The sequence below is a fragment of the Halomonas sp. RT37 genome (assembly GCF_040070525.1).
GTDB classification, from domain to species: Bacteria; Pseudomonadota; Gammaproteobacteria; order Pseudomonadales; family Halomonadaceae; genus Halomonas; species Halomonas litopenaei.
The window spans coordinates 364,573-381,111 of the sequence record NZ_CP098827.1 but is presented as its reverse complement, the minus strand read 5'-3'; the positions used below and the strand labels follow the sequence as shown (position 1 = coordinate 381,111).

18 protein-coding genes, 3 tRNA genes and 1 pseudogene are annotated in these 16,539 nt (G+C 63.3%); 6 read left to right on the top strand and 16 right to left on the bottom strand.

The genetic code is table 11. The features are described from left to right. Nucleotides 1-278: 278 nt before the first annotated feature. The 3 genes from NFG58_RS01735 to NFG58_RS01725 all read right to left on the bottom strand — a co-directional run bounded on the left by NFG58_RS01735 (nt 279) and on the right by NFG58_RS01725 (nt 1,959). Entirely contained in the window at nt 279-449 is a 171-nt protein-coding gene (locus NFG58_RS01735; protein WP_253555068.1) for a tyrosine-type recombinase/integrase, read from the bottom strand. A gap of 197 nt (nt 450-646) precedes the next feature. Further along, nucleotides 647-1,246 (bottom strand): peptidoglycan-binding protein, encoded by a 600-nt coding sequence (locus NFG58_RS01730; protein WP_253555067.1) that lies wholly within the window; start codon nt 1,244-1,246, stop codon nt 647-649. A 47-nt stretch (nt 1,247-1,293) separates the two neighbouring features. Then, complete coding sequence (locus tag NFG58_RS01725; protein ID WP_253555066.1) at nt 1,294-1,959, bottom strand: hypothetical protein; 666 nt, start codon at nt 1,957-1,959, stop codon at nt 1,294-1,296. A 94-nt stretch (nt 1,960-2,053) separates the two neighbouring features. On the opposite strand from NFG58_RS01725, the pseudogene NFG58_RS01720 reads away from it, so the two are divergent. Further along, a pseudogene (locus tag NFG58_RS01720) lies at nt 2,054-2,257 on the top strand (IS3 family transposase); the annotation flags it as partial. A gap of 108 nt (nt 2,258-2,365) precedes the next feature. Here the strand turns inward: NFG58_RS01720 and NFG58_RS01715 are convergent. The 8 genes from NFG58_RS01715 to NFG58_RS01680 all read right to left on the bottom strand — a co-directional run bounded on the left by NFG58_RS01715 (nt 2,366) and on the right by NFG58_RS01680 (nt 7,795). Next, nucleotides 2,366-2,890, bottom strand: coding sequence for a site-specific integrase (locus tag NFG58_RS01715; RefSeq protein WP_253555065.1), 525 nt, complete (start codon nt 2,888-2,890; stop codon nt 2,366-2,368). A 27-nt stretch (nt 2,891-2,917) separates the two neighbouring features. After that, nucleotides 2,918-2,993 (bottom strand) — tRNA-Thr (locus NFG58_RS01710). Nucleotides 2,994-3,065: 72 nt separating this feature from the next. Further along, nucleotides 3,066-3,140 (bottom strand) — tRNA-Gln (locus tag NFG58_RS01705). Nucleotides 3,141-3,147: 7 nt separating this feature from the next. Next, a tRNA-Phe gene (locus NFG58_RS01700) sits at nt 3,148-3,223 on the bottom strand. A 95-nt stretch (nt 3,224-3,318) separates the two neighbouring features. Further along, complete coding sequence (locus NFG58_RS01695) at nt 3,319-3,591, bottom strand: oxidative damage protection protein (RefSeq protein WP_045994673.1); 273 nt, start codon at nt 3,589-3,591, stop codon at nt 3,319-3,321. Between the two features lie 184 nt (nt 3,592-3,775). Further along, nucleotides 3,776-4,834 (bottom strand): A/G-specific adenine glycosylase, encoded by a 1,059-nt coding sequence (mutY, locus tag NFG58_RS01690; protein ID WP_348827464.1) that lies wholly within the window; start codon nt 4,832-4,834, stop codon nt 3,776-3,778. Between the two features lie 154 nt (nt 4,835-4,988). Beyond that, on the bottom strand, nt 4,989-7,349 hold the full coding sequence (locus NFG58_RS01685; protein ID WP_348827463.1) for an AsmA family protein: 2,361 nt from the start codon (nt 7,347-7,349) through the stop codon (nt 4,989-4,991). Next, on the bottom strand, nt 7,346-7,795 hold the full coding sequence (locus NFG58_RS01680) for an acetyl-CoA sensor PanZ family protein (protein ID WP_045994670.1): 450 nt from the start codon (nt 7,793-7,795) through the stop codon (nt 7,346-7,348). The genes NFG58_RS01685 and NFG58_RS01680 overlap by 4 nt, the downstream gene beginning before the upstream one ends. A gap of 173 nt (nt 7,796-7,968) precedes the next feature. Between NFG58_RS01680 and hisB the strand changes: the two genes are divergently transcribed. The 4 genes from hisB (at nt 7,969) to hisF (ending at nt 10,962) form a co-directional block, all read left to right on the top strand. Next, complete coding sequence (hisB, locus tag NFG58_RS01675) at nt 7,969-8,562, top strand: imidazoleglycerol-phosphate dehydratase HisB (RefSeq protein WP_045994669.1); 594 nt, start codon at nt 7,969-7,971, stop codon at nt 8,560-8,562. Between the two features lie 100 nt (nt 8,563-8,662). Next, complete coding sequence (gene hisH / locus NFG58_RS01670) at nt 8,663-9,304, top strand: imidazole glycerol phosphate synthase subunit HisH (protein WP_124805026.1); 642 nt, start codon at nt 8,663-8,665, stop codon at nt 9,302-9,304. Nucleotides 9,305-9,438: 134 nt separating this feature from the next. Continuing rightward, nucleotides 9,439-10,179 (top strand): 1-(5-phosphoribosyl)-5-[(5-phosphoribosylamino)methylideneamino]imidazole-4-carboxamide isomerase, encoded by a 741-nt coding sequence (hisA, locus tag NFG58_RS01665; protein WP_108131090.1) that lies wholly within the window; start codon nt 9,439-9,441, stop codon nt 10,177-10,179. Nucleotides 10,180-10,188: 9 nt separating this feature from the next. Next, on the top strand, nt 10,189-10,962 hold the full coding sequence (gene hisF, locus NFG58_RS01660; protein WP_045994666.1) for an imidazole glycerol phosphate synthase subunit HisF: 774 nt from the start codon (nt 10,189-10,191) through the stop codon (nt 10,960-10,962). 108 nt (nt 10,963-11,070) lie between these two features. Here hisF and NFG58_RS01655 read toward each other — a convergent pair whose 3' ends face one another. Further along, a complete protein-coding gene (locus NFG58_RS01655; protein WP_348827462.1) occupies nt 11,071-11,655 on the bottom strand; it encodes a YjaG family protein in 585 nt (194 codons plus the stop codon). A gap of 124 nt (nt 11,656-11,779) precedes the next feature. Further along, nucleotides 11,780-12,073 carry an MGMT family protein gene (locus tag NFG58_RS01650; RefSeq protein ID WP_045994664.1) on the bottom strand — a complete coding sequence of 98 codons (294 nt, stop codon included), beginning with the start codon at nt 12,071-12,073 and terminating at the stop codon, nt 11,780-11,782. A 71-nt stretch (nt 12,074-12,144) separates the two neighbouring features. On the opposite strand from NFG58_RS01650, the gene NFG58_RS01645 reads away from it, so the two are divergent. Next, nucleotides 12,145-12,834: a type 1 glutamine amidotransferase gene (locus tag NFG58_RS01645; RefSeq protein ID WP_108131591.1), complete on the top strand. Its 690-nt coding sequence runs from the start codon at nt 12,145-12,147 to the stop codon at nt 12,832-12,834. Here the strand turns inward: NFG58_RS01645 and mnmH are convergent. The 3 genes from mnmH to radA form a co-directional block, all read right to left on the bottom strand. After that, complete coding sequence (gene mnmH, locus NFG58_RS01640) at nt 12,831-13,937, bottom strand: tRNA 2-selenouridine(34) synthase MnmH (RefSeq protein ID WP_348815194.1); 1,107 nt, start codon at nt 13,935-13,937, stop codon at nt 12,831-12,833. The two genes, NFG58_RS01645 and mnmH, sit on opposite strands and share 4 nt — an antisense overlap. After that, nucleotides 13,934-14,971 (bottom strand): selenide, water dikinase SelD, encoded by a 1,038-nt coding sequence (gene selD, locus NFG58_RS01635; RefSeq protein WP_045994662.1) that lies wholly within the window; start codon nt 14,969-14,971, stop codon nt 13,934-13,936. The genes mnmH and selD overlap by 4 nt, the downstream gene beginning before the upstream one ends. A gap of 151 nt (nt 14,972-15,122) precedes the next feature. Beyond that, nucleotides 15,123-16,499: a DNA repair protein RadA gene (gene radA, locus NFG58_RS01630; protein ID WP_348827461.1), complete on the bottom strand. Its 1,377-nt coding sequence runs from the start codon at nt 16,497-16,499 to the stop codon at nt 15,123-15,125. Nucleotides 16,500-16,539 lie beyond the last annotated feature (40 nt).

The following is a 16,539-nucleotide window of genomic DNA, read 5'->3' as shown; positions in this document are numbered from 1 at the left end:
CTAGGGGCGGTTTTGATGTTGCAGCAAGTCGTTGATCCATAACCATCTTTTAGATGGTGCCGGCACCAGAAGTCGAACCCGGGACCTACTGATCACAAGTCACAGCACCAAAACATCTCAAAAAATCAACACGTTACTGCGTGGAAAAATCTTCGTGGAATGCTTACAGAGGCGGTCTGAGGGCAGGCTCCATCATCAACATCACACGGCATCATCAAAGCCAGTCCCTGGCACCGCAGGTGGGTCATGATCAGATTTGCGCTCGTGCGCCACTGAGCCTAAACACGCCCCTCGATGGTGCTGCGCAGGCTGCCGATGTCGACCTCGACGTACTCAAGCGTCGTGCTGATGTTGCTGTGGCCAAGCAGCGCCTTGACGATGTGCAGGTTGCGGTCCGGCTCCTTCATCAGCTCAGTGCCCAGCGTATGGCGGAATCGGTGCAGACTCATTTGGATAGGCGCAAATCTGCGAAAGCTTCTGATAGAAGCTCTCAACCCGCCAAGAGTCCATCATCTCCGTTCGGTGCCGGATACTGAATCGGTTCACGTTGAATACCTGCTCACCGGCCCAGAGAGTGGATGTCCATTCTTCTGAACAGCCAAGTATATTAGGGAATGCGGACCGTTCTTTCCCATTAGCCCATCATTCATTCCAGCACTTCGAACAGTATCGTGCCCGTATCCAACTCAGCTGCTTGCCTGAGCGTCTGATAGTCCAACTGTCCAGACGCCGGCAACCCCTCTCGCTCTTGATAATGGCGCAACGCCTCGACAAAATCGTCGCTGGCAACCCGCGCGCCTTGCCGCTCGTCGAAAGACACTGCTGAGGCCGCTTCTGTAAGCTCCAAGTATCTTGCAAAACTTTCAATGGCCTTGATGCGCTCTTCATGGGAACTTTCTGCATCAGTCGTTCGCGCCGCTATTTCATTTGAAGCCAAAGCGGCCGCTGCATAGTCGCCACTTTCTAAAAAGTTATCACGATTAATCAGTAGATTGCTGTAGAAGGGCTTTGCCGTCACCCTGATGGTCAATACTTCCATCTCTTGGAGACAACGGGCTTTCCCGGTTTCATAGAAGGGGCTGGAAGGGCGAGCGATGAAAACCACCTGAGGCTCACAAATCTTTTCCAGTTGGAGCATCCCTCGATGGTCCGTCTCACCCTTGGGATTTTCTTCTGAGCCAGAATAAACAACAGATACAACTCCCTGAAGATGATCATCCTGAACCAATACCGTCTGTTCGGCCATGACGCTCAAGCACAAGAGCATAGTCGACAACAATATGCACCACTTCATTATTCACCCCCACCACCTCTTTCTGCCTTCTTAGTCGAAGGCCAGTGCACCCATATAAAAAGGAACGCTAGCAAGAGGCTGGCCACAAGCCCGACAAACAAAAGCGTCACCTCATTTCTGACTATCCGAGTCTTGATGCTACTTTCTTCCAGCACCACCGCCGAACTCGAACTATCGAGAAAGACTATGGGCAACTCCTTCTCGGTAAAAGCCACGGAAAAAACATACTCCCAGCGAGGATGAAAAGTAACGGAGCTAACCGCAGCATAGTGGCTCTCACACACCTCGGCACCATCCTTCTTCAATGCAGGGGCTCGGGAGATCAACTGAGTACCGAGCACTCTACTGCCGGAACCAACTGGCGTCCTGAATGCAATGGTAATATCGTCCAGAAGCTGATCGGCAGATAAATTTCGCAGAACAATATTGAGAATATGTGGCGGCGGCTCGTCGATCGGATCTCTCATGCAATCATGGATTTGCGTCACATACTGTTGTTTCCAGTTACCGTAATCATCATTTTCTTGCCAGGAAAAGGAATACTCGATGAATGGTGTCGACGTCACCCGTTCGACGATTTGCCCACCTACCCAGATGGAGAATGTTAGAAGCGCTCCAAATAGCACAGGCATCTCGGTTATGCTCAGGTATTGCTTCAGCCCCATCCCTGCCCCCTGACAAAGTTGGCATTCATTGAGCATAAGCGAATATCCCACTCTTCGCCACGCTCTAAAAACATGTCAAACAATTTCTACTGCTAGAATGATCCCGGCACAGCGTCATGCCGGAGATGACCATGACGTACTCGCCAAGCGCCACGTCATCAATCAGGCGGCGCGTGAAGCCAACCCCGCCCGCTGGAGTGGCAAGCCCCACAACTGGACGCCCACCGGCACCGTCTCGCTCAACCCGGAGCGGGAGCTTCAAATCAGCACGGCTGAGCCGGAAAAGCAGGCGGCCTGAATGAACTCAGACGCGAGAGGTTTCTTGACGTCTACCGGAGTGGTGGCCAACCATTATCGGCTTCTGCCCTTGGGCCAGCGGCAGATGACAAGTAAAAGCGCGCGACCTTTAAACACGCCCCTCGATGGCCCTGCGCAGGCTGCCGATGTCGACCTCGACGTACTCAAGCGTCGTGCTGATGTTACTGTGGCCGAGCAGCGCCTTGACGATGTGCACGTTGCGGTCTGGCTCCTTCATCAGCTCAGTGCCCAACGTATGACGGAATCGGTGCGGGCTCATCTGATAGCCGCAAATCTGGGAAAGCTTCTGATAGCAGCTCTCAACCTGCCAGGAGTCCATCATCTCCATTCGGTGCCGCATTCTGAATCGGTTGACGTTGAAAATCTGCTCACCACGCTTGATCCCCACCATCCTGGCAGAGTTCATCAGGTTCTCTAGGTGCGGGTAAAGAGCATTGGATATCGGGACAAAGTGCTCGCGGTTATTCTTTGCACCCTGCCAGGTAGCTGTGAGCCCTGAATACCGCAGGTGCTGCGCTTGTTGCTTGAATTCAGGAAAGTAAACCACTAGCAGAAAAAAATCTACGCACGCACAAAAAAACCGCCTCGATGGGCGGTTTTGATGTTGCAGCAAGTCATTGATCCATAACCATCTTTTAGATGGTGCCGGCACCAGGAGTCGAACCCGGGACCTACTGATTACAAGTCAGTTGCTCTACCAACTGAGCTATGCCGGCTCGGGCCGACCGGAAGGTCGCTTGCTGCTCTGGTGTTACGCCTTGGGCGTCTCACCCGAAACGGGGTTGGCGTGGCTGGGGTAGCAGGATTCGAACCTGCGCATGCCGATACCAAAAACCGGTGCCTTACCACTTGGCGATACCCCAGCAGAGTTGGTGGCCAGAGACGGAATCGAACCGCCGACACGGGGATTTTCAATCCCCTGCTCTACCAACTGAGCTATCTGGCCCCTTGCCAACGCGACGTATTAAACCAATTCCTCCGTTTTCCGTCAACCCCTTTTCTTTCAAAATGATGGCGAGCGCTTTCTAAGGCGTCGCAAGGCTAGGCGTCACGCGGAACATAGCCCTCGGCGCGGTCGGTCTCTTCATTGTCGAAGAAGCGCTCCATCTGCTCCATCAGGTACTCGCGGTTAGCCGGGTCCATCATGTTCAGATGCTTCTCGTTGATCAGACGGGTCTGCAGCGCCTGCCATTCTTCCCAGGCCTGGCGTGACACGCTCGCCTGGATCTCCTGCCCCTTCTTGCCCGGCAGCGGCGGGAAGGGCAAGGCGTCGAGCTCCTTCTGGTACTTGCGGCAAAACACGGTCTGACTCATGGCGGTCTCCTTTCTATGGTACGGCCTGCTGGCGATGGTGTGGCCTGCTGGCACGAGGATAGCAGTGTGCCCCGCCCAGACTTAAGCGTTCTGTTGCTGCAGAGCCCTGGCGCTCGTCCCGGGCTCCCTGTGCGCTAAGGTCAGCGCGGGGGGCAGCACGGACGTCAACGCGAAGGCGGCTGGCTCAAGGCAAAGGGGCTAGTGACGCAAGCAGCTTCTTTACCGGTGCGGCAAGTCCCACCGACTCCGGCGCCTGGGGGTCGTACCACAGCCGCCCCTCGGCGACGCCATCGACTCGCCCGCCGCGTGCAGGCACCGGCGTGATTTCCAGGCGAAAGTGACTGAACACATGGACGAAGCTCGACCAAGGCTCGTCTCGCTCGGCTCCGGGCGCGTGGGTATCGAGCCAGGCATCGATCTCGGCGTCGCTGTCGAACTGGGGAAGCCCCCACAGCCCGCCCCACAGCCCCTGGGAAGGCCGCTGCTCCAGCAGGATGCGCCCGGCCTCGTCGCTCAGCACCAGCATGCGGGTATGGCGCAAGGGGATCGCTTTCTTCGGCTTGGACTCCGGGAAGCGCTTTTGCTCCCCTCGGGCGCGGGCCACACAGACATCGGCGAACGGGCAGCGCTCGCAGTCCGGCTGGCCACGGCGGCACAGTGTCGCCCCAAGGTCCATCATGCCCTGGGTGAAATCCACCACTCGCTGTTCCGGCGTGTAGTGCTCGGCCAGGTGCCAGAGCTCGCGTTCCACCGCTGGCCGGCCGGGCCAGCCTTCCAGCGCGTGCAGGCGCGTCAGTACGCGCTTGACGTTGCCATCCAGAATGACGGCTCGCCTACCGGTGCTCTGGGCGATGATCGCCCCGGCGGTCGAGCGGCCAATGCCAGGCAGCGCGGCCATGGCATCGAGGCTGTCCGTGGGAAACTCGCCTGCATGCTGTTCCACCACGACTCGGGCCGCCTTGTGCAGATTCCGGCCTCTGGCGTAGTAGCCCAACCCGGTCCACAGATGAAGGACCTCATCCTGGCTGGCCTCGGCGAGGGCCTTTACATCAGGAAAGCGCTGCATGAACCGCTCAAAATAGGGAATGACGGTAGCAACCTGGGTCTGCTGCAGCATGATTTCCGAGACCCACACCCGATAGGCAGTACGATCATGCTGCCAGGGAAGATCGTGGCGACCGTGCACATCGAACCAGTCGAGCAGGCGCCGGGAAAACACCTCTGTACTGAGCAGCGGCGACACTCGACCGCTATCCTTGTCGCCTTTCACCCGACTGTCAGGGCCAGAGACTTCTGATAAATATTTCATAAAACCAATTAGTTATCATCACTCAAAAGTCAGACACGAAAAAAAGCGCCGACACGGAGGTCGGCGCAGTGACTGGCTTGCTTGATGCTCAATTAAATAGACCACGGACGGCGTCACGAAGTTCCTTGCCAGCCTCTTCTCCGATGCGTTCGTCGAGACGCTCGAGCTCCTTGCCCAGCCGCTCCTCGACTTCCTCGTTGACGCGGGAGCGGGCCTCTTCGGCGACCAGCTCGCCCAGATTGGCCTTGAAGGCGTCGGCGTCAAAGCCGCACCACTGGCTGCTGTCACCCTCCAGGCTGCCTTCGCAGCGCACCGGGAAGGGCACCTTTTCGAGACGCCGATTGACGCTGCAGGCGGCATCGGCGGTGTCGACAAAACGGGCCGCCCCGTCGGCATCGAAACGCTGGCTGCCCAGATCGAGCTGACCACCACCACTGACCTCGATACCCGGCAGGGTGATCAGCAGGTCGTCGTTATGGGCGACGCCGTCACGGATGGTGAAGCGCGCGCTGATGTTCTCGAAGCGGGTGTTCTCGCTCCACTCGCGCGTGGTCTGCTCGCCTTCGAGGCGCGCCACGGCGGTACACAGCTGACGCGAAATATTGGCGCGGGGAATGCTGCCCTCGTTGATCCGCGTGTCCAGGGTGCCGTTGAGGTTACGGGTCAGCTCATGGCGAGCGTTGCCGCGGGTGGTCAGTTCACCACTGGCATGCAGCGAGCCGCTGAGCGGGGCGGGCTCCTGCCCAAGCGATGTCAGCAACGACTCCAGACGCACGCCCTCGACCTCCGGCGCCAGCTGCCAGGCGAGGTCATCGCCGCTGGCGTCGAGCACCCCGGTGGCCTTAAGCCGACCTTCATGGAAGCCCGCTTCGAAGCCGGTCAGACGGTGCCTGCCACCCTCGCCCTGCATGCTCAAGGACACATCCTGGTAGCGCTGGCCGCCCAGGATCAGCTGACCCAGCGCCAGCGATACGCTCTCGTCCAGCCCGGCCAGAAAGCTTTTCGGCAGGATCGCCGGTGCGCCGTCCTGGTCCTGGGCCAGCGCCGACGCGATGCCGGGAATGCCGTTGGCGGCGGTGTCCTGCTCGGGCGGCGGCAGATAGCTGTCGGCGTCGAGGCGGTCGCCTTCCAGATCGAGATCGACCCGGGTGCCATCGAAGCGTGCGCCGAGGGAACCGGAGAAGGTGTTGTCATCGAGCACCAGCGTCAGGCCATTGAGCGAGAGCTGCTCGAGGGTGCCTTCCACCGGACTGGTCAGCGCCACTTCCGACAGCGCCTCGTCGCTGGACATGCTGGGCATGGCGTCCATGCGCGCAAGCCAGGCACGCAGCGACAACGGTGCCAGACGCACCTGGCCGTCATAGCGTGGCGCCGAATTCAGCTCCTTCAGGTTGAGATTGCCCTTGATCGACAGACCATCGGGGCCGCTCAAGGCGATATCGCGCAGCTGGGCGGTACCGGCGTCGAAGTCCGACTCCAGCTGGAACGAAAGCGTCATGGCCACACGCTTCTCGCCTAACTGGGGTGCCAGCAGGCTGGCGTCCAGTTGACTCGGCGCCATGTGCAGACGCTGCTCGCCAAGGTTCAGCACCACCTCGTCGCTGGTCAGGGTCGCCTCCTGGGGTTCCGAGGCACCGGCCAGCAGAGTACTGGTCTCCAGCGTCACGTCGCTGAGCACGTGGCGGCTGTCGGCGAGACCCAGATTGACGTCGCTCTCCAGGGTGACATCGCTTTGCAGCCCAGGGGTGCGCTCTTCCGTTGTTTCGCCCTCACCGCCGCCATCGAGCTGGTCGAACACCTTCAGCTGGAAGGTGGAGCTGAGCGGAAAGGCGGTATCCGGATTGACGTTGCTACCGTTGATGGTGAGCTTCTCGGCCTGCCACTCACGGCCGGCCTGATGATCGACCAGGCTCAGATGGCCCTTGGTCACCTCGACGCTGGCGATGTTCAGGGCCACCGACAGACCGCCTTCATCATCCGGGTTGGGGCCTGCGCTGGCCGGCGCCAGCGCCTTTTCGGCGTCATCGGCCCTGTTTTCGAGGCGTTCGAGCAGCGCCTCCCAATTGCCGGTGCCATCACTGTCGCGCTCGAGATTCAGCGACAGCCCATCCAGGGTCAGGCCGTCGATGGCGATTTCGCCGCGCAACAGCGGTGTGAACGCCAGGCTGACCGAGGCCTCGGAGAAGGCAGCAAAGGCCTGGGCGTCATCCGCCTGATCCGGCAGGCGCGCTTCGGCCTCGGCCACGCTGACACCAATGCGCGGATAGAAGGACCACTCCAATGGGCCTTCCAGCGACAGTTCGAGCCCGGTGTGCTCCTTCACCACGGACACCAGCCTCGGCTTCATGTCCTCGGGGTTGAAGAAGGTGGTGACGTAGACCACCGCGCCCACCGTGACCAGGGCGAGGACGCCGACGACCGCCAGCAGGGTTCTTACGAGTCGTTTCATTTGCCGCTTTCTCCGGTGGGCAGATCAAGTTGGAAATCATCGCCGCTTCGCGTCAGCTGATAGCCCAGACGCTTTAGCAGCATCTGGTCGGCCAGGGTCAGCTGCGAACCGGCCACGCTCAGCGCCACGCCGTCACGGTTGGCGGCAGCGCTGATCAGCGCCAGCAGGCGCGAGCCCACGCCGCGCCGGCGAGTGGTCTTGCGAACACAGAGGTCGAACATGCGCCAGCGCCCGTCACCAGGACTGACGGCGACAGCACCGAGCAGGCGATCATTGAAGCGCGCCGCCCAGAAGAAGCCATGTTCGAGCTGGCGGGTCACGTAGGCTCCCGGCGGGAGCTTGATGCGCTCCTCCGGCGCATCGGCATAAATGCGGGTCAGATCGATCCGCACCTGTTCATCGGCGTCCCAGACATCCTGGTCGACGCGAAAGAGGGTCACCGGCATACGCTGTCTCCCTTGGCCGGAGGGCGGCGACGGCCGCCACTGGAATGGCTGCATTGTAGCGGATGGGGGTGCCGATTCACTATAATGGCTGTCTTGTGCGCCTCGCACCGCGACCGGCCCACCTTAGAAACAAGGCCCCCAATTCCGACATGCGCGTGAGCGCAGGAGACGACATGTCCGAGCGTATTGCCACGGTCAGCCGTGACACCAAGGAAACCCAGATCAGCGTCACCCTCAACCTCGACGGCGAGGGCAACCTCAAGGGTGAAAGCGGGGTTCCCTTCCTCGACCATATGCTCGACCAGGTGGCCCGCCACGGCATGGTCGACCTGGACATCAGCGTCAACGGCGATTTGCACATCGACGACCACCACACCGTCGAGGACCTCGGCATCACCCTGGGACAGGCGTTTAACCAGGCCATCGGCGACAAGCGCGGCATCTATCGCTACGGCCACGCCTATGTGCCGCTGGACGAGGCACTGTCCCGGGTGGTCATCGACTTCTCCGGCCGTGCCGGCCTGTCCATGAACGTCGAGTTCACCCGCGCCACCATCGGGCGTTTCGACACCCAGCTTTTCTGGGAGTTCTTTCAGGGCTTCGTCAATCACGCCCAGGTCACGCTGCATATCGACAACCTGAAGGGCTTCAATGCCCACCATCAGGCGGAAACCATCTTCAAGGCCTTCGGCCGCGCCCTGCGCATGGCCGCCGCCGAGGACCCCCGCATGGCCGGCAAGCTGCCCTCCACCAAGGGTAGCCTCTAACGCCGCCGGCTGCGGTCCAACAGCAACAAGACGACAAGACACCAAGCGAGGCGGTCGCCGGCAGCGGCGCCCCTCCGGGCCAACCACCAAGGAGCGCTTCATGACCATTGCCGTCATCGACTACGGAATGGGCAACCTCCATTCCGTCGCCAAGGCACTGGAACACGTCACCCACGAGAACGTGCTGGTGACCCGCGACGCTCGTTCGATCCAGGGCGCGACCCGTGTCGTGCTACCGGGACAGGGCGCCATCCGCGACTGCATGGGCGAACTGGAGCGTACCGAGCTCAGCGGCCTGGTTCGCGAGCTGCTGGCCAGCCAGTCCAAGCCGCTGCTGGGCATCTGTGTGGGTCAGCAGATGCTGATGGACCACAGCGACGAGAACGGCGGCATCGACTGCCTGGGCCACCTCGCCGGTCAGGTGAAGCGGTTTCCGCTGGACATGAAGGACAGTGACGGCGCTCGCCTGAAGGTCCCGCACATGGGCTGGAACCTGGTGGCGCAGCCCAACGCCCACCCGCTGTGGGAGGGTATCGAGCCCGGCTCGCACTTCTACTTTGTGCATAGCTACTATGTGGCCGCCGAGCATGACGCCGAGGTCTTCGGCACCACCGACTACGGCAGCGTCAGCGCCCATGTGGCGGTGGGTCGTGACGCCACCTTTGCGGTGCAGTTCCACCCGGAAAAGAGCGCTCGTGCCGGCCTCAGGCTGCTCGAGAACTTTGTCCAGTGGAACCCCTGACCCAGACCTGAGCGCCGGACGGGCAGGCGCTCGCTTGCCCTGGCCGCCGCCCGACATCTGCACCGGCACGGCCCACGCCCTGCCTGCATCGATCACACTGGCACGCCCCTGAAAAGGCACCCCGAGGACACAACATGCTGGTAATTCCCGCCATCGATCTCAAGGACGGACAGTGCGTTCGTCTCAAGCAAGGCCGCATGGACGAGGCCACCACCTATGGCGACGACCCCGTCGCCATGGCCGCTCGCTGGGTCGAGGCCGGCGCACGGCGCCTGCATCTGGTCGACCTCAACGGCGCCTTCGAGGGGCGTCCGGTCAACGGCGAGGCGGTGACCGCCATTGCCCGCCAGTACCCCGACCTGCCGATCCAGATCGGTGGCGGCATTCGCAGCGCCGAGACCATCGAGCACTACCTCAAGGCCGGCGTCTCCCAGGTGATCATCGGCACCAAGGCGGTCAAGGAGCCTGACTTCGTGACCGAAATGTGTCGCGCCTTCCCCGGCCATATCATCGTCGGCCTCGACGCCCATGATGGCCGCGTGGCCACCGACGGCTGGGCCGAGGTGTCCGAGGTGATGGCGGTGGATCTGGCCAAGCGCTTTGCCGACGACGGCGTCTCCAGCATCGTCTACACCGATATCGCTCGCGACGGCATGATGAACGGCGTCAACGTCGAGGCCACGGCAGCCCTGGCCCGGGACGGTGGCATTCCGGTCATCGCCTCCGGCGGCGTGACCAACCTCGATGACCTGCGCGCCCTGGTGGCGGCTGGCGAGCCGGGCATTCTCGGCGCCATCACCGGACGCGCCATCTACGAAGGCAGCCTGGACGTCGCCGAAGGGCAGCGCCTGTGCGACGAACTGACCCAAGGCTGAGGAGGCTCCATGGCTCTTTCCAAACGCATCATCCCGTGTCTCGACGTCGACGCCGGCCGAGTGGTCAAGGGTGTCAACTTCGTCGGCATCCGTGACGCCGGCGACCCGGTGGAGGTGGCGCAGCGCTACAACCAGCAGGGCGCCGACGAGATCACCTTTCTCGACATCACCGCCAGCCACGAGGACCGCGACACCACGGTGGAGATGGTTGAGCGCATCGCCGGCGAAGTGTTCATCCCGCTGACGGTAGGCGGCGGCATCCGCACCTGCGACGATATCCGCACCATGCTCAACGCCGGCGCCGACAAGGTCTCGATCAATACCGCAGCGGTGACCAACCCTGAGTTCGTACGTGAAGCCGCCGAGCGCTTCGGTAGCCAGTGCATCGTGGTGGCGATCGACGCCAAGCGCGTCAGCGAGGAAGGCGAAGCCCCTCGCTGGGAGATCTTCACTCACGGCGGCCGTCGCCCCACCGGGCTCGACGCGGTGGAATGGGCCAAGAAGATGGTCGAGTACGGCGCCGGCGAACTGCTGTTGACCAGCATGGACCGCGACGGCACCAAGGCCGGCTTCGACCTGGGCGTCACCCGCGCCATCAGCGATGCGGTGGCGGTGCCGGTCATCGCCTCCGGCGGTGTCGGCAACCTCGACCATCTGGTCGAGGGCGTGACCGAAGGCCACGCCGATGCGGTGCTGGCGGCCAGCATCTTCCACTTCGCCGAGTACACCATCCCCGAGGCCAAGCGCTATATGGCCGACAAGGGCATCACCATGCGCCTCTGACCGACGCCTTTGGCTGGCTCTTCAGCCAGGGCTTGCAGAGCCAGCAACCAACCACCCCCGCCCGGGCAACCCGGCGGGGGTGGTCGTTTGTACGGACTGAAACCGACCTCAGTCCAGGGTCAGCCCCAGATTGCTGACACCACCGTTGCGTCCAAGCTTTCTCAACGCCTTGACGTGCTTCTTGCTCGGCTCTTCCTCCGCCGCCTCCAGCGCCGCATCCTGAAAGTCGTTCTCGTCTTCCATCAGCGGGTGCTGCTTGACCAGTTGGGCGAGCTTTTCGGCATCGTCTTCTCCCTCGGTCAGCTCGATAAAGGAGCGCACCGCTGCCTTCGAGACCTTGCTGACCTCAAGCACCGCGTCCGGCGCATCGCCCCTCAAGGTGTCGAGGATCGCCGATAGCGCGACCACCGCATCGAGGGCACGACGAGCGCCGAAGCTGTCGTCCTGCTGGGGTGGCTCCAGTTCGCCGAGCTTTTCGGCCTGGAGATCGAAGTCGATCTTGGCATCCTTGACCGTCAACTGCTCCCACACCAGGTCGAGGATCGCCCTCATGCCGGCCAGGTCCCCGTGACCGCTGGTATCGGCGTAGAGCGCATAGTTGGGCAGCATGCGCTCGGTCAACGCGGCCATGAAGGCCTGTTGCTGACGTAGAGACAGCGCCTGCAGGCGCTGGTGAAATCCTGGCTTTGCCATGATGGCTCCTGTGCTGGCAATAAACGGGCTGCCGGTCCCTTTATTCAAGGTTCAAGGGGCGAGAGTCGAGGGTCGCGTGTCGAATGTCGGGAAAACGGCGATGGCCGAAAGCGGACTGGGCGACTCAAGGCCAGAAGCGCTCCTGGGCGATCCGTCCACGCTCATCGAAGGCCACACCTTCATCGATCAGACGCTTGCGCTGCTCGTCGGCTCCACCATGGTCGGCGAGCTTGCGCGAGGCCGTCACCACCCTGAACCAGGGAAGCTCATGCCCCGACGGCAGATCGCGCAGCGCCCGCGCGACCATGCGTGCGCTGGCCCCATCGGTCATGGCAGCGATGCGTCCGTAGCTGGTCACCCGCCCCGAAGGAATCTCGCTGATGATGGTAAGAATCTGTTCTCGGACGTCCGGATTCATGTAACCTTTCGTTCTGGTTGCATTTTCATCGAGGGATGGCGCCGCCCACCCTCAATCTGAGCGAGGCCCCCATGCACCTTCATCTGCTCAAGCACCATCCTGACCTGGGCCCCGCACGCATCGGCGACTGGCTTGCCAGCATGGGCCACAGCTTCACCGTCTTCCACCTCTACGACGGTGAGCTGGTGCCGCGCCCCGGGGACTGCGACGCCCTGATCATCCTCGACGATCTCGAGGACCGCGACCAGGCACCCTGGCTCAAGGCCGAACGCAAGCTGATCGACCAGATGCTCGACGGCCACAAGCCGCTGCTCGGGCTCGGCGCCGGCGCCCGGCGCATCGCCGAAGCGCTGGACGCTCCAGTGGGCCGTGGCACCCAGGCCGAAGCCGGCTGGCAGACCGTCAGCCTGGCCGACGACAGCCCCTTCGACCTGCCCGACGACTTCCCCGCCCTGCTGTGGCATCGCCAGGTGTTCGGACTACCCGATGACGCCCTGCCGCTGGGCGGCACGCCGACAAGCCCGGTGCTCGGCTTCGCCTGGGACGCCGGCCGGGTGGTTGGCCTGGCCTGCCACCTGCATCATCACCAGGAGAGCCTGACGGCCTTTCTCGAGACGATGCCGTTGCCGCAAGGCGCCGACGCAAGCCCCAGGACCCAGTCGCCAGAAACGATTCTTGCCGAGGCACGGCGACTGGATACCCTGGCGCCGCTGCTGGATCGCCTGCTGAGCCAGTGGCTGCGCACGGCACCGGACGTCTAATTCGCCACCGCGTCCCGCTGCTGCTGGCTCCAGGTCTTGGCGAACTCGAGGCAGCTGTCCCAGTCACCGACATGCAGGAAGCGACGCTCGGAGTGCTTCTCCAGCTGGTAGCGGTACATAGGGTCATAGTACTCGGTAAGCAAAGGCGCCAGCCAGGCCTCATGGGCCTGGCGGTTGCCGGCCTCGTGCTCGCGGAAGGCCAGCGCCTGCAGCCGCTGCAGGCGGGCCAGTCGCGCGCTGCCCAGGCGCTTCTTCAGTCGCCCCAGCGCCGTCGACAACTGCTTGCGCATCAGTGACCAGCCGAGGCGCTCGCCGAACTGATTGCGATAGATCGTCCACAGGTCGTCGATGTAGTCCTTGTGGATCTGGTTGAGGCGCCAGTCCAGCGGCATCTCGACGCGGATCCTCGGCGCCGGCTCCATCCCCCGCCAGAACTCGAGCGGTATATTGGCCGCGCCGATGTGGCGCGACTCGTCTTCCAGCACCAGCGGCCCGTGCAATGACAGCAGTCGCAGGCCCATTGCGTGCTCGAAGTCGATCTGGCTGGGGGCGATCAGTGGATGGCGGCCGAAGGCCGAGCCCTTGTGACGGGCGCAGCCCTCCAGATCCAGACCGTTGTCCAGGGCCTGCACGATGGACGTCTTGGCGCAGCCGGTCAGGCCACCCACCACCAGCATGGGCTGGGCGGCGGCGTCATCGATGCGTGCGCACAACGCCTGGCGCATGGCCTTCCAGCCACCCTCGATGCGCGGTCGTTCGACGCCGGCCTCAAGCAGCCAGCGCTGGGCGATCTGCGAGCGCAGCCCACCCCGAAAACAGTAGATGATGGCGTCCGGGGCCGCCTCGAGCTGACGCTTCCAGGCTTCGATGCGCGCGGCCTTGATCTCGCCGGACACCAGCCGCTCGCCCAGGGCGATGGCGGCCTGCTGGCCGGACTCCTTGTAGGCGATCCCGACCTGATGGCGTTCCTCGTTGTTCATCAGCGGCAGGTTGACCGCCCCGGGCAGGCTGCCCTGGGCGAACTCCACCGGCGCCCGCACGTCGATCAAGGTGCGCCCCTCGACCAGCAGGGCGGGATCCGCCGGGACCAGCGGCAACTTCATCCGCGCACCTCGATCAGCGCCTCACCGCTGGCCTCGACGACCTCGCCGAAGGGTGCAAGCTCGATACCGAACTCGCGGCCGACCCGCTCGACATCGTCCTCCCAGGACGGGTGTACCGAGATCAACAGACCGCCCGAGGTCTGCGGATCACACAGCCACTGCCAGTGGGCCTCATCCATCTGCGGCAGGCTGGCCCCCAGGGCGTCACGGTTACGACGGGTGCCGCCGGGTACCGCGCCCTGGCGCCGGTAAGCCTCGGCCTCGGCCAGGCGCGGCAGGCGGCGAAAGTCGATGCGAGCCGCCACGCCACTGGCCGCGCACACCTCGGACAGGTGGCCAGCCAGGCCAAAGCCGGTGACGTCGGTCATCGCACGCACCCCTTCGATGCGCGCAAGGGCGGCACCGATACGGTTGCTGATCAGCATGGTTTCCCGCGCCAGGCCATGGTGACCGCTTTCCAGAAGCCCCTGCTTCTCCGCCGTGGTCAGCATGCCCACCCCCAGCGGCTTGGTCAGAAACAGCAGATCGCCGGGCTTGGCGCCCTTGTTGAGCTTCAGGTGCTTGAGTTCCACCAGACCGTTGACCGCAAGACCGAAGATCGGCTCCGGGGCATCGATGGAGTGGCCGCCCGCCAGCGCCAGACCCAGCTCACGACATACCGCCTGAGCCCCGGCCACCACGTCACCGGCGATGTCCGCGCCCAGCTTATCCAGCGGCCAGCCCAGAATGCCCAACGCCATCACCGGGTCACCGCCCATGGCGTAGACGTCGCTGATGGCGTTGGTGGCGGCGATGCGGCCGAAGTCGAAGGGGTCATCGACGATCGGCATGAAGAAGTCGGTGGTGCTGATCATGCCGCGCCCGTCGCCCAGGTCGAAGACGGCGGCGTCCTCTCGTCCCTGGTTGCCGACGATCATCTTCGAGTGGCTCGCTCCCGGACCGGCCTTGGCCAGGATGCTGTCGAGCACATCGGGGGCGATCTTGCAGCCACAGCCGGCACCGTGACTGTATTGGGTCAAGCGGATGGCGCTCATGGAAGTCTCCTTGGCAATGATGGGCCCATTCTACACCAGCAGGACCGGCGGAATCGGCACGGCGCAGTCACCATCGTCCTGATCACATCCCGGGTAACCGGCTGTGATCAGGGTATGGTCTGGCGCCCTGGTGATCAGTTCATGGATGGGGTTACAGCACTTCGAGGGCGTCGGCGAGCTTGTCCACCGCCACCACCTCCATCCCCGCCGGGGAGTTCTTGGGAGCGTTACCCCGGGGCACGATGGCGCGGGTAAAACCGTGCTTGGCGGCCTCGACGATACGCTCCTGGCCGCTCGGCACGGGGCGAATCTCCCCGGACAGGCCAACCTCGCCGAATACCACCAGCTCGCGCGGCAGTGCCCTGCCCTGCAGGCTCGACACCACCGCCAGCAATACCGCCAGGTCGGCACTGGTCTCCAGCACCTTGACCCCGCCGACGACGTTGAGAAAGACGTCCTGGTCGCCGGTAAACAGGCCACCGTGACGGTGCAGCACCGCCAGCAGCATCGACAGGCGATTGGCGTCCAAGCCCACGGCGACGCGGCGCGGATTGCCCAGCGCCGACTCGTCGAGCAGCGCCTGCACCTCCACCAGGATCGGCCGGGTGCCTTCCCACACCACCATCACCAGGCTGCCGGAGGCCTGCTCCTGCTGACGCGAAAGGAAGATCGCGCTGGGGTTCTTCACCTCCTTCATGCCGTGTTCCAGCATGGCGAAGACGCCCAGCTCGTTGACCGCACCGAAGCGGTTCTTCTGGCCGCGCAGGGTACGGAAGCGGGAATCGGCGCCGCCTTCCAGCAACAGGGAGGCGTCGATCATGTGCTCGAGCACCTTGGGCCCGGCCAGGCTGCCGTCCTTGGTGACGTGGCCGACCAGCAGCAGCACCGTGCTGGACTGCTTGGCGAAACGGGTTAGTGCCGCCGCGGATTCGCGTACCTGGGCCACACCACCCGGCGCCGACGAGATGTCCTCCAGATGCATGGTCTGGATCGAGTCGATCACCAGCACCTCGGGGCGCTCGCGCTCGGCCACCGCCAGGATGGTCTCGACGCTGGTCTCCGCCAGCATCTTGAGTCCCTGGGTCGGCAACTGCAGGCGGTGGGCGCGCATCGCCACCTGGGACAGCGACTCCTCGCCGGTGACGTAGAGTACGCTGCGCTCCTGAGCCAGCTTGCAGGCGGTCTGCAGCAGCAAGGTGGACTTGCCGGCCCCGGGGTGGCCGCCCAGCAGCACCGCGGAGCCCGGCACCAGACCGCCACCGAGTACGCGGTCGAACTCGGCAAAGGTCGACGACAACCGCGGCACCTCCGACAGATCCACGTTGGCCAGATCCACCACCTCACGCGACAGGCTGCCGGCGTAGCCACCGCGCGCCGTCGCGCCAGCGCTCGACCCGCTTCTGGCAGGCGAGGACAGACGCACCTCGGTCAGGGTGTTCCACTCCTGGCAGCTGGAACACTGCCCCTGCCATTTGCGGTACTCGGCACCGCACTCGGTGCACACGAAGGCGCTCTTGGCCTTGGCCATGAATCCTCTCTCTATCGGTTCAATCGGGTTCGTTCGTCAG